The sequence below is a fragment of the Psychrobacter sp. CCUG 69069 genome (genome assembly GCF_021023115.1).
GTDB lineage: Bacteria > Pseudomonadota > Gammaproteobacteria > Pseudomonadales > Moraxellaceae > Psychrobacter > Psychrobacter namhaensis.
The window spans coordinates 1-12,931 of the sequence record NZ_QQAI01000026.1 but is presented as its reverse complement, the minus strand read 5'-3'; the positions used below and the strand labels follow the sequence as shown (position 1 = coordinate 12,931).

Sequence of the window (12,931 nt, the reverse complement as noted above, 5' to 3'; positions counted from 1 at the left end):
CGTGGTTAGCCCTCCAGCTCAATGCGCGTTAAGTTGTCACGCAAAATATCACCGAATTCATATTTGCCAGGAGATACGAAGGTGCATAATGCTAAATCTTCTTCGTCCAATTCGAGTACGCCCAAATCTACTGCGCTAATGATGTCTTCGACAATCAATGCGCGTAATAATTGGGTGGGCAGATAGTCTTGGGGCATGACTTCTTCATAGACCCCGATAGGCACCATCGCACGCGGTGAGCCATTACTCGTGGTAGTGAAGTTGTATTTTTTGCCACCAAAGAACTGCGAAATATAGATAGGCAGTTTTGAGAAGCGGTTTTTACCTGGAGTAAAGAAGTGGAACGCAGGACGCTCGCGCCCCTCAGTCAGCACACTCACCTGATTGTGGAAGCGACCGAGATAAGCGATATTGTCAAACACTTTGCGACCAGACAACACCGAACCTGAGATAACACGGTTTTCACCAGCTGCGAGCTTGCCTTTTGTCAGTGCAGTGATATCTGCGCCGCGCTCTGTCATGACCAAATGGGGTTGGTTGACCGCAGGGCCTGCTAAGCTGAGCATACGGCGTGTGTATAAGCGACCAGTGGTAAATAATTTACCAATAGCAATCACATCTTGATAGCCAATCGTCCACACGGTGACGCCGCGCATGATGGGATGTAAGAAGTGAATGTGTGTACCTGCCAGCCCGGCTGGGTGTTTACCAGCAAAAGCATGATACTCAGTGACATTATTAGTAGCCGTTTTAGCCACTGGCGTCAACTGGGCATTACCATGATGGCAGACAAAGGTCTTGGGGCTGAGTGTCGACAAGACTGCCAGCCCATCATTGAATGCTTGCAGCTGCTCATTAATCAGCAGCATCGGGTCAAATGCTAATGGATTGGTATCCATAGCAGTGACAAAAATAGCATGAGGGCGAGCACCGATTTCTGGCGCACGGCTGTAAGGGCGCGTGCGAAACGCGGTCCATTCGCCAGAGGCTAGCAGTTGGGTTTCAACGACTTCAGAATCTAGGTCAGCAAGTTGCTGGGAGTCATAGCGCTCAAAGTCTACTTCTTCACCGTTTGGGTCGACCGCAATCACAAGGCTCTCGAACACACGACGTTCACCGCGTTTAACCGCGACGACTTTACCAGCAGCAGGGGCAGTGTAGATCACGCCAACCCGTTTTTTGTCTTCAAAAACGGGCTGACCTTTTGCTACGACGTCACCTTCTTTGACATTCATTGTGGGCTTCATACCCACATAGTCATAGCCAACAAGTGCTACATGTGTCGGTCGGTGCTCAGATATCTCGCGGGAGGGTTCACCGGTGATGGGCAAATCCAAACCTTTTTTGATGGTAATCATAAGCGAAAACTTAGTCCATAGTCTAAAACGATACCAGACATCCTGTTTGGTATATCGATAGCATGAACATCTGCGTCATTCAATAAAGTCCCCACACATCTCTTCCTATAGTAGGATAGGGACAAAGGGTCTCTGAAAATAACGCATGATCATAACTACTAGTAAGAGTATTAACGCTGACCTTAGACTCCTTAACAACACGTTAATGTCTTATTCGAATTACCAAAGTGGCGACTGGCTACCAAGGTGCATGCTAAAACCATCAAATCAAAATCAGCCGCTCAAGCAGTGCGCTAAAAGTGACGACTCTAAGAAAACAGTCCTATCATACGTTTCATTAAAAATTGTAATACCAGTACGATTGACAGCCCTTATTGATTCAGTATCACAGAAACAGATACTCAATTGAGTAAGAGGGCAGTCAAATTTGATCTATTAAGATAGATAATAAACTGGTTGAAAGACAAACTGGCTGAGCAACAAAGACAAACTCACTTAGTCTGTGTTGCTATGAAGCCAGTAATGACTGTTCTAATGTAGTTAGCTAATGATAGAGACGCGACAAAAACGTTAGGAAAGGCATCTAATTAGAGGTTGGTGCTGCAGAGTAGACTGTTCAAAGGCTACCAGTTGAGATTTCTAATATAACCCTTCTTAGCAATACGTCAGCCAACATCGTAGTAAAGCAGTTAGCTATTGCTCGATTCATCCTGACCGCTAGGCGACTTTACGTCATGAACGACTTAATAAAAAGCGCAGCGCATGGTTACTATCACATAGAAACAACTAAAATTTACCTAGGATTATACGCTAAATTGACCTAAAATTGCCAGTCAGTAATTGAATTTACCGAATGTTGCCAGTATTTAAATCTACTAAAACTTATGGTTATGATTATTCGTTTTATATTGTCATTTGTACTTAACCAAGCGGATTTTTAGTCTATTATTGGTGATTGCAAATCTGTTTATATTTTCAGTCGCTTTTTGAGTGATGTTTTTCTATCATTGTTTGATGGTTCAACGTTCAAGCGTGAGTGTCTCAGTTTATTTAATATTTGTTTTATAAGGAATGCGATATGTGTGCTGTGCCCGTCATTATCCCGGCTATTGATTTAAAAGATGGTAAATGTGTACGTTTAAAACAAGGCCGTATGGAGGATGATACGGTGTTTTCTGATGATCCAGTCGCCATGGCAGCGCGCTGGGTCGATGAAGGCGCACGCAGGCTGCATCTGGTTGATTTGAATGGCGCGTTCGATGGGGTGCCTGTACACAGACAAGTGGTTCAAGACATTGTCAAAGCGTATCCGAGCCTACCTGTCCAATTGGGCGGCGGTGTCCGCAATATGAGCACCATTGAGCAATACATTACTGCCGGTCTGACGTACATTATTATCGGCACAAAAGCGGTCGAAGACCCTAAGTTTGTCGCCCAAGCGTGCCGCGAGTTTGCAGGGCATATTATTGTTGGTATCGATGCCAAAGATGGTATGGTTGCAACGCACGGCTGGGCAAATGTTACCGATACCAAAGCAACTGAGCTTGCCAAGCGCTTTGCTGATGTGGGTGTCTCTTCTATCGTTTATACCGATATCGCCCGTGACGGCATGATGCAAGGCGTTAATGTTCAGCAAACGGTTAACTTAGCTCGTGAAGGCGGTTTGCCCGTGATTGCGTCAGGCGGCGTGACAGATATGAAGGATATTGAGCTACTCAAACCTTACGGCGACTGTATCGAAGGCATCATCACGGGCCGCGCGATTTATGAGGGCACGTTAGACTTGGGCGAGGCGCAGATTTATTTAGACAGTTAATCGTCATTGAAAATGTAGTGACAAGAAATCAGCAATAAAATTTATAAAAAGCAAGGGATGCTTATGGCCACTTACTTTGACCATCCAATGGCACGCAGGTGTATAAAGGCGTGGGGTCAGATGATGTTGCTATTAAGCGTCATTTGCATATTACCCGCTCATGCGGCTGAAGAAGCGACAGGTCTAACCACTGCCTTAGGATTAGAGAGCGCAGAAAACCTGGTGGCGGTTGACCCTGTGACCTCAGACGGTGAGGCCGTAGAGCCCGCAGCACCGTTGCCTGAGCCCGCCCCGCCACCGTTAATCAGTGGTGAAAGCACCAATAATGCCGAGATTGAAACCACACCCACCCCGCAAAAAGACAACGACATCCGTCAACGTATCAATGGTATTTTTTCTGAAATAGAAGGCTTACAAGCCGTCAATGTTAGCGTTACCCAAGGGGTTGTTACCTTAACGGGTGAGACGCCGAACGAGAAAAAGGCGCAACAAGCGATCAATTTAACCAATCGTCTGACAGATGTGGTCACGGTAGAAGATCGGATTGATCGCACCCTTGATGTGCAAGAAAATGTCACGACTGGCTATGAAGGTCTTAAAGCGCAAGTCAAAAACCTGGTCAAAGCCTTGCCATTATTATTGGTTGGTATTGTCATATTTGCACTGGTGACATGGTTTGGTAGCTGGCTGTCTAACCGTAATAAAATGTGGCAACGGCTAACGCCCAATCCGTTTGTCGCTGAATTATTGGCACAGACGGTGAAAGTTATTTTCATTGTCTTTGGTCTGATTCTGGCACTGAGCTTAATCGGGGCTGAAACGGTTTTAGGCACCTTGCTTGGTGGTGCGGGTGTCATCGGTATCGCCGTTGGTTTTGCGGTGAAAGATACCATCGAAAACTACATTGCTTCCTTAATGCTCAGTATTCGTCAGCCATTTCGCGCGCGTGACCATATCGTGATTAATGGACAAGAAGGCATCGTGGTACGTTTGACCTCACGCGCGACAATACTTATGACCTTAGATGGCAATCAGCTTCGCATTCCAAATGCGGAGGTCTTTAAAGGCACCATTTTAAATTACACCAAAAACCCAGAACGGCGCTTTACCTTTGAGCTTGGCGTGGATGCCAACGATGACCCATTAGCCGCGATAAAAGTTGGCTTGGATACTATATATACATTAGAGTTTGTTTTAGATGAGCCTAAAGCCATTGCGGTGATTACCAACGTTGGCGACTCTAATATCATCCTAGAGTTTCAAATTTGGGTGGATCAATCAAAAACAGACTTTGCCAAAGCGCGCAGTATTGCTATTCGCGAGACCAAGCACGCCCTAGAAAATGCGGGGTTCAGTCTGCCAGAACCCATTTATCGTCTCCGTTTCAACAATAAACTAGAAAAAGCCTTTGAGCATATGCAGGCTAACACTGACAATGCTAAATCAGACATGACCGTTACCACGACCCTTCCTGAGTCACTTGACAACCATCAAGATGACGGCAGTCGTACTGACGATAAAGACAAACAGCAAGCAAAAGCACGAGCCAAGCATATTTTACAAGGACGTGATGCTGAGGACGTCTTGAACGCCCGTCCTGATGATAAGCTGATGGAAAAAGTCGAACAAGAAATCGCCGAAAGCTCAGATGAGACTGATTTATTAAATAACAACAGTCCGCAAGAGTGATACGCCAAATCCCACTAAAAAGTGGGCATAAAAAATGCAATAAAATGTGTCTTTGATTCTTATTCAAATATGAGACACTTTTTATGCAAATAAAACACCTAATTGTATTCGCCTTGGTCGGCATAGTTGCGTTACTTGGCTTTAACCTTGTTAACGGCTATCAGCATGACAAAAATAGAGAAATCGTCAACAGTCGTACTAGCACAGCAGGACTTGATACAGATAAGGCGGTAAGTGGCTCAGAAAATATCGCGAGCAAGCCTCTTGGCGAACAGCCTAAAGCCATATTAGACGATGCGACCAGCAAGATCGATCAAGCTGAGCAGACAGACCAAGCACGCTTGGCACAAATGAGTAGTAACATACAATGAATATGCACCTATAAAAAAAGGCTAACGATGACGTTAGCCTTTTTATTATTCTAAGGTTTTAGCTAACATTAACTTTTTTTGCTAGCGTTTTTACTAGTATTTTTACTACGACCACCGCTTTTTTTAGCGGGTGTTTTCTTAGTTTGGCCTTTTTTCGTTTGATTCATTTCACTAGATTGCAGCTTAGCTACTAAATCAAAGTCAATTTGTAGCAGATCCATATTCACGCCAGCCACTTTCACCTTGACCAAATCGCCAAGTCCGAATAGCGTGCCTTTGTCTTTACCGATAAGCTGTTGCTGCTGTTCATCATAAACAAAGAAGTCATCGCCAACGTTTGAGATGTGCACCAAACCATCAATATATAAGTCCGTCAATGTGACAAACAGACCGAAGTTAGTGACAGTGGTCACAACGCCTTCGAATTCTTCGCCGACATGATCTTTCATATAGTGACACTTAAGCCAAGACTCTACATAGCGTGATGCTTTTTCTGCACGGCGCTCTGTATCAGACGTTTGAGTACCAGCACCTTCGAGCGAAAAGTCCATCACTGGCTGTTTGTTATTCGTCACTTTCGCTTTGATAGCACGATGTAGCATTAAATCAGGGTAACGGCGAATAGGCGAGGTAAAGTGGCTGTATTCGTCATAAGCTAAGCCGAAGTGACCGATATTGTCAGGGGCATAATTTGCTTGCATCATTGAACGCAACAGCATGCTATGGATACTAATCGCGTCAGGGCGATCTTTGGTTGCTTCAATAATCCGCTGATAATCCGCTTGCGTTGGGTTTTCTTCTGGGAAAGTTAAACCAAAGTTTTTTGCATATTCATGAATACGCATTGACTTTTCGCCATCAGGTTTATCATGGTTACGATACAAGACTGGCAGCTCATGTTTTAGCGCAAAATTTGCCGCACAGGTATTGGCCAGTAGCATACACTCTTCAATAAGCTTCTGAGAATCCCCACGAGTTCGCGGTAAAATAGCGTCAATACCACCTTTCTCATTAAACTTGATGTACGTCTCGACGGTTTCAAACTCCATCGCATGACGCTCTTCACGTTTTTTGAGCAACAGCTCATACAACTGATATAAGGTATCGATAGATTTTTTAACGTCTTTATTGCCCGTTAATGAGGTGGGCACGCTGTTATCTTTTGGATTATCCAGATAAGCATTGACTTGATTGTAGGTTAAGCGGGCTTTTGAGTGCATGACGGCAGGATAAAACTCATAACCGGTTACCTTGCCTGCTCGTGATATTTTAATATCAGCAACCATACACAGACGGTCCCGATCAGGATTTAAAGAACACAGACCGTTAGAGAGTACTTCAGGCAGCATTGGAATCACGCGATGCGGGAAGTAGACTGAGGTGCCACGCTCAAAGGCATCTTGGTCCAGTGGCGAGTTTGGCGTCACATAATAACTCACATCAGCAATCGCTACTAAAACGCGGTAGTTACCACCCGAGCGTTTTTCGGCAAACACGGCATCATCAAAATCACGGGCATCTTCACCATCGATCGTAACAAGCGGTAAATCCCGTAAATCTTTGCGACCTTTTAGATCTTTTTCAGTCGGTTCTTGGTAGCTATTGGCCTGCTCAAGTGCCGCTTCACTAAAATCTGACGGAATATCATAATTAAGTAGCGTGGTTTCGATAATGAGTTCGCGATCATTGTCATCAGACAAGACTTCAGTGATCTTACCAGTCGCAAACTCATGCTGGTTTGGCCAATCAATGATGTCAACCTTAACAGGAGAGCCCTGCTTAGCATTTAGCGCTTGCACATTATCATCAGTCACCGTAATCGGCTGATGATTATTCGGACTACCAAGCTCGACACAATAGCCATCTTCATCGCGAGCCAGTGTCCCGATAAAGTTGTTTTGCCGGCGTTCTACAACGTCAACAATACGGCCTTCTGTACGACCACGATTGTCGGTTGACGTCCCGATTGCATCTACCGTATCGCCATTGAATACCCAGCGCATTTGTTTTTCGTGCAAGAACAAATCTGGCATATCGCTTAATAGGACAAAGCCAAAGCCTTTTGGGTGGGCAGACACTGTGCCTGTGACCACGTCTTGCTGGCTTACCGTGCGATAGCGATAAGGAAGACCTTCACGGTTCACTTGGCCATCACGCGCCATCGCTTTTAAGCGATTGCCTAAAGCATCAAACTGGTCTGGGTCATCAATATTAAAGACTTTTGCCAATTGTTGATGCGTGACTTCACCATGCTCATTAATCGTGCTCAATATCAGCTCACGACTAGGGATGGGATTGTCATATCTTTTTGCCTCACTTGAGGCGTTTGGATCATTCCAACTCATAAATTACCGTATCTATTTTTAAAATTATTAATAAGGGCTATCTTAACACGAACGACGCTACAATATCTTGCGTCAATTGTCTTATGTGTGTTCAGTAGCAAGGGGTTATTACCTTTCACAAGTAAAATCTGTCTAGAACAAGTTAAATATCGATATCGACCGTGTTTGATTTATCGTTTATCTTTTTACTGTCTAGTTCTTTGGATACTTCTAGCACTGTCGTTTGATTAGACTTATCGAGGTATTTCTGTGCTTTATCGACCTCGGTGGTCAAAGTATTGACCGTTTGTTTCATATTTTCTAACGCTTCAATTTTGTAGTTGCTAATCATATCCATCGTATCATATACATTATTGAAGGCGTTTTGTAATTTATCAAGCTCAATACTGCTACTGGTGGCTTGTTCATGAATCTCGCCAGATTGGCGTTTGAGCATGGCTGAGGTTGATTCAATCAAACTACTCGTGGTTTTATTCAAGGCTGTAATCTGATCTAAGACTAGTTTTTGATTGGTCATGGCCTGTGCTACGACGACCGCCGTACGTAGGGCAGAAATAGTGGTCGTGGTTGCACGGTCCACCCCTTTGATCAGCTCTAAGTTATTACGGCGAATGGTATCCAATGCCAAATACCCTTGTACGTTCACTGCCAACTGAGTTAAAAAATCAGTGTTTTTTTGACGTACATAAAACAACATCTCTTCTTTAATAATACGCGCTTTTTCAGGATCAGTCGCTTCTATGGCATAGACTTTTTGCTCTAACTGCTCATCAATTTTTTTGCCCACATAGACATACTGGCGTATGGACTGCATGAGCTCCCACATATTGACTTTTTCTTGTTCAATCATCGCATTGTCTTTTAGGAGCTCATCTTTACCATTATAAAGACTGGTAACGACCGCATTGATATGCGATTGGGCAGATTCGTATTGGCGAAAATAATCTTGGACTTTATTCCCAAAAGGGATGAGACCAAACAGTTTACGTGAGCTGGTTAGCTCTTTTTTACTGGGGTCTAAGTCTTCGACGATACCGCGCAGCTCTGTTAAAGACTTAGCAATAGGGGAGTTGTCAAACAGGCTATCATTGAGACTTTTTGCGGGCAAATCGAGCATACGGTTAGAGACCTGCGCCGATTCGCGAATCTCTTTTGTTCCTAAGTTATGGATAGATTGGACGTTTTGCTGAAACTCAGGACTGTGCACAGAGTTGGTAATCACATGATCGACAAACGCATCAACTTTGGCATCAAGCTCTGGAATCTGACTTTCATCCAACTTGACCATTTGATCTGCTTCACTTTTTTGTACTTCTTTCACAGGTTCAGGAGCGGTCAAAGAGATACTGGGCGTATTCGTGTTTTCTGGTGGCGTCAATGCTTGCATGAAGATTCCTATATTGTCTAAAAAGGGCGGAAATTTAGGATCAATGACTAAAAAAGTAAGTCGCAAAATAAGTTAGCAGACGGTAGAAACTTACGATGGACTTCATTGTTTTTATTAAAATTATATTTAAAAGTCACAGAGCAGACCTTTAGATTAACGGGTAATAAAAAGGTTGAGAAGATGGGTTTTGTAAATTAGCGTGGACTTATTATGTTCAAAAATAACTATTTACAGCACTAAATGGTAAAAAACCATCAATATCCCGCAGCATATTGATGGTTAAGATTATAAGTATCTGTACAGAATATCTAAATCGACTCACTAACAGCCACAACTAATGAGTAATCTGGTCAATAGATTACTTTTTCTTAGTTGGCCCAAGCAGCATACCCATTTGACGACCTTCCATCTTAGGGTACTGTTCGACGTTTGAGATATCAGCGGTGTCTTCAATGATACGATCAAGTTGTTTGCGGCCAATATCTTGGTGCGCCATTTCACGTCCACGGAAGCGAATGCTAATTTTAACTTTGTCTTGATCTTCCAAGAAGCTCACGATTTTTCTCAGTTTTACCTGATAATCGGCTTCTTCGGTACTAGGGCGTAGCTTCATCTCTTTGAGCTGAGTCTGCTTTTGGTTCTTTTTAGCTTCTTTTGCCTTTTGCTTTTGATCATAGAGGAAATGTTTATAATCCATGATTTTGCATACTGGAGGCTTGGCTTCAGGAACTAATTCGACCAAATCTAGATTTTCATCACGTGCCGCTTTCATCGCGGTTTCGATATCGACCACGCCCATTTGCTCACCGTCTTCTTTAACGAGACGGACTTCTTTGACATTGATATCTTCGTTGATGTTCAAACGGTTGGACTGTTTAATAGGTATTACTCCTCATCTGTTTTTGGGGTCTGTCGGCCTTTTTTACTGACAGCGGTCTGTACTAATGTAATAAATTCAGAAACACTCATCACGCCAAGGTTTTCACCTTCACGGGTTCGGACGTTGACACTGCCCGATTCGACTTCTTTATCCCCTAATACTAGCATATAGGGAATACGTTCTAATGTTTTCTCTCGTATCTTAAATCCAATCTTTTCGTTACGCAAGTCACTAACCGCGCGAATACCTGCATTTTTTAACTCACTGACCACATTTTCGCAGGCATCGCCTTGTTTATCAGTGATGTTCATGACTGCCACTTGTTGCGGCGCAAGCCATACTGGCATCCAACCTGCATAGTTTTCAATGAGTATACCGATGAAGCGCTCGAATGAACCTAAGATCGCACGGTGCAACATAATAGGCACTTCGCGCTCATTTTGTTCATTCACAAATTCGGCATCCAGACGTTCAGGCATATTAGGGTCAACTTGAATGGTACCGCACTGCCAAACACGTCCTAAAGAGTCTTTTAGACTAAATTCAATCTTCGGGCCATAGAACGCGCCTTCTCCTGGAAGGTACTCCCAATCAAGCCCTGAGCTATCAAGCGCATCTGCCAGTGCTTTTTCAGCAAAATCCCACGACTCATCGCTACCGACACGCTTTTCAGGACGTGTTGAGAGTTTCATAATGATGTTATCAAAGCCAAAATCTTCATAAACCGCAAGGGTGAGCTTAATAAAGTCTGCCACTTCCTGCTGAATTTGTGATTGAGTACAGAAAATATGCGCATCATCTTGGGTAAATCCGCGCACTCGCATCAAGCCATGCAGGGAGCCTGATGGTTCGTTACGATGACATGAGCCAAACTCTGCCATACGCAACGGCAAGTCACGATAAGACTTTAGGCCTTGATTGAACACTTGCACGTGGCAAGGGCAGTTCATCGGTTTCACCGCATAATCACGGTTTTCACTGGCAGTGGTGAACATGTTGGTTGCATAGTTGCCCCAATGGCCAGAACGCTCCCATAAGCTGCGATCCACGATTTGTGGCGTTTTGATCTCTTCATAGCCATTATCATATTGTACTTTACGCATATACTGCTCAAGTACTTGATAAATCGTCCAACCGTTTGCGTGCCAAAATACCATACCTGGTGCTTGTTCTTGCATGTGAAACAGATTGAGTGCCTTACCAATCTTACGATGGTCACGTTTCTCTGCTTCTTCAATACGCTGAATATAAGCTTTTAAATCTTTTTTATCGGCCCATGCGGTACCATAAATACGTTGTAGCTGCTCGTTTTTGGCATCACCGCGCCAATAAGCACCAGACATTTTGGTCAATTTGAACACTTTTAAGAATCGTGTGTTTGGTACGTGCGGGCCACGGCACATATCGACATATTCTTGATGATGATAAAGGCCAAAGGCTTCTTCGCCCGGCATGTCATTAATCAATTTAAGCTTATAGTCTTCACCACGTGACTGAAATATTTCAATCGCTTCATCGCGCGGCGTCATTTTTTTAATCACGTCATAATCTTGCTTGATCAGCGCCATCATGCGTTTTTCGATTTTTTCCATGTGATCAGGGGTAAAAGGTGTCTCACTAAAAATGTCGTAATAAAAGCCGTCATCAATGACAGGGCCAATCACCATTTTTACATCAGGATACAGCTGTTTGACGGCATGCCCCAACAAATGGGCACACGAATGACGAATGATATCCACGCCATCAGCGTCTTTTGGTGTCACGATTTCAACGTTAGCATCAGCAACAATAGGGTCATGCGCATCTACCAAATGACCGTCCACACGTCCAGCGACCGTTGCTTTAGCTAGTCCTGCCCCAATACTCTGCGCCACTTCCATGACTGTTGTATTGCCTTCGAAGTTTTTTACGCTACCATCGGGTAAAGTAATCGCTACCATAATCTATTCACCTGTTTTTGGGTCCGTTGGCAGTGATGACTGCAACCATCAATCATATAACCGTGAGACCACATCATTTATATTCAATCATTGTGAGACGTGATAAAACTATATACGCATCTTTTCTGCTCTAAGATAATTTATATATCGTCTTAAAAACCAAGCATGGATAATACCTGACTGGCTCACAATAAGGAGCAGTATTTTACCTATATAGAAGAAACTCAATAGTAGAGCAGAGAAACCACACTATGTAAGCAACTATTATAGCAAAAACTGTCTATAAACACTAGATAGCAAGGGATTCACCCGCCGTAAACCCCAGCCAGACGGAAAAAGAATACCAAGCCTACCGACGACCTTAGCTAGATAGTATGATTCATTGTTCTTGTACCTATATAGAGTTAATAAGCAGTAAATCAATAATTAATTAAATAACCCCTTGACCCCACATTAAAACCACGTATAATGCCACCCAGTCGGAAGGGAGCTGCATTAAGAAACATAGATCAGATCTATGGAAGATAAAACAGCGAGTCTAGATTTAACCCAACTCTTCATAGCAAGAAAAAAGTTAAAACTAAATAAAAAATACTTCTTGACTTGATAAAAAAAGCGTCTATAATACGCACCTCATTAAGGGAAGCGGTTAATAAGAAGGGTGATTAATCATCCATAATTAACAAGCTAACTTATTGAAACAAATTAAAAAAAGAAGTTGACAGCGTATTAAAACATGATATGATAGTCAGCTCGCTAATTAGCAATAACCACATTGGATATTGAGTATAATTAGTCAGAGATACCTAATACTGGACGACAGTATCAGACATTATTTAAAAGCATAACTAAAGAACAACTTGTGTGGATTTTTGCTGATTCAGAATGCTAAAAAATAAAGTTGGTTTTCTTCTCTTTTCGGGAAGATGATTAACTATAAAAATTATCATTTAAGACAGCAGAAAAACTCAAAGTTAATTCATTACGAACATAATTTTTAGCGATTTTGCCAGATTAAATGAGCCAAGTTTAGAAGCTTCTTTAAAGAGCTTCATAGCAAGATTAAACTGAAGAGTTTGATCATGGCTCAGATTGAACGCTGGCGGCAGGCTTAACACATGCAAGTCGAGCGGAAACGATACCAG

General features: G+C 43.1%; 8 protein-coding genes and 1 rRNA gene. 4 read left to right on the top strand and 5 right to left on the bottom strand.

What is annotated here, in order from left to right; all coding sequences use genetic code 11:
• Nucleotides 1-5 precede the first annotated feature (5 nt).
• Complete coding sequence (locus DVY93_RS11900; protein WP_230710959.1) at nucleotides 6-1,358, bottom strand: Na(+)-translocating NADH-quinone reductase subunit A; 1,353 nt, start codon at nucleotides 1,356-1,358, stop codon at nucleotides 6-8.
• Between the two features lie 1,078 nt (nucleotides 1,359-2,436).
• Here DVY93_RS11900 and hisA point away from each other — a divergent pair.
• The 3 genes from hisA to DVY93_RS11885 all read left to right on the top strand — a co-directional run bounded on the left by hisA (nucleotide 2,437) and on the right by DVY93_RS11885 (nucleotide 5,234).
• Nucleotides 2,437-3,174, top strand: coding sequence for a 1-(5-phosphoribosyl)-5-[(5-phosphoribosylamino)methylideneamino]imidazole-4-carboxamide isomerase (gene hisA / locus DVY93_RS11895; protein WP_230710958.1), 738 nt, complete (start codon nucleotides 2,437-2,439; stop codon nucleotides 3,172-3,174).
• A gap of 63 nt (nucleotides 3,175-3,237) precedes the next feature.
• Nucleotides 3,238-4,863 (top strand): mechanosensitive ion channel family protein, encoded by a 1,626-nt coding sequence (locus DVY93_RS11890; RefSeq protein WP_230710957.1) that lies wholly within the window; start codon nucleotides 3,238-3,240, stop codon nucleotides 4,861-4,863.
• A gap of 83 nt (nucleotides 4,864-4,946) precedes the next feature.
• Nucleotides 4,947-5,234 carry a hypothetical protein gene (locus DVY93_RS11885; RefSeq protein WP_198335178.1) on the top strand — a complete coding sequence of 96 codons (288 nt, stop codon included), beginning with the start codon at nucleotides 4,947-4,949 and terminating at the stop codon, nucleotides 5,232-5,234.
• Between the two features lie 68 nt (nucleotides 5,235-5,302).
• Here the strand turns inward: DVY93_RS11885 and rnr are convergent, their stop codons facing one another.
• The 4 genes from rnr to thrS form a co-directional block, all read right to left on the bottom strand.
• Complete coding sequence (rnr, locus tag DVY93_RS11880; RefSeq protein WP_230710956.1) at nucleotides 5,303-7,579, bottom strand: ribonuclease R; 2,277 nt, start codon at nucleotides 7,577-7,579, stop codon at nucleotides 5,303-5,305.
• A 142-nt stretch (nucleotides 7,580-7,721) separates the two neighbouring features.
• Nucleotides 7,722-8,966 carry a toxic anion resistance protein gene (locus DVY93_RS11875; protein ID WP_230710955.1) on the bottom strand — a complete coding sequence of 415 codons (1,245 nt, stop codon included), beginning with the start codon at nucleotides 8,964-8,966 and terminating at the stop codon, nucleotides 7,722-7,724.
• A 358-nt stretch (nucleotides 8,967-9,324) separates the two neighbouring features.
• Nucleotides 9,325-9,828, bottom strand: a complete 504-nt coding sequence (infC, locus tag DVY93_RS11870) for a translation initiation factor IF-3 (protein ID WP_062845719.1) — start codon at nucleotides 9,826-9,828, stop codon at nucleotides 9,325-9,327.
• Between the two features lie 23 nt (nucleotides 9,829-9,851).
• Nucleotides 9,852-11,786, bottom strand: a complete 1,935-nt coding sequence (gene thrS, locus DVY93_RS11865) for a threonine--tRNA ligase (RefSeq protein WP_198335175.1) — start codon at nucleotides 11,784-11,786, stop codon at nucleotides 9,852-9,854.
• Nucleotides 11,787-12,850: 1,064 nt separating this feature from the next.
• Here thrS and DVY93_RS11860 point away from each other — a divergent pair.
• A 16S ribosomal RNA gene (locus DVY93_RS11860) occupies nucleotides 12,851-12,931 on the top strand; the annotation flags it as partial.

Coding starts and splice junctions, on each gene's coding strand:
- DVY93_RS11885 (WP_198335178.1), top strand. CDS start 4,947: ATGCAAATAAAACACCTAATTGTATTCGCCTTGGTCGGCATAGTTGCG.
- DVY93_RS11875 (WP_230710955.1), bottom strand. CDS start 8,966: ATGCAAGCATTGACGCCACCAGAAAACACGAATACGCCCAGTATCTCT.
- thrS (WP_198335175.1), bottom strand. CDS start 11,786: ATGGTAGCGATTACTTTACCCGATGGTAGCGTAAAAAACTTCGAAGGC.
- DVY93_RS11900 (WP_230710959.1), bottom strand. CDS start 1,358: ATGATTACCATCAAAAAAGGTTTGGATTTGCCCATCACCGGTGAACCC.
- hisA (WP_230710958.1), top strand. CDS start 2,437: ATGTGTGCTGTGCCCGTCATTATCCCGGCTATTGATTTAAAAGATGGT.
- rnr (WP_230710956.1), bottom strand. CDS start 7,579: ATGAGTTGGAATGATCCAAACGCCTCAAGTGAGGCAAAAAGATATGAC.
- DVY93_RS11890 (WP_230710957.1), top strand. CDS start 3,238: ATGGCCACTTACTTTGACCATCCAATGGCACGCAGGTGTATAAAGGCG.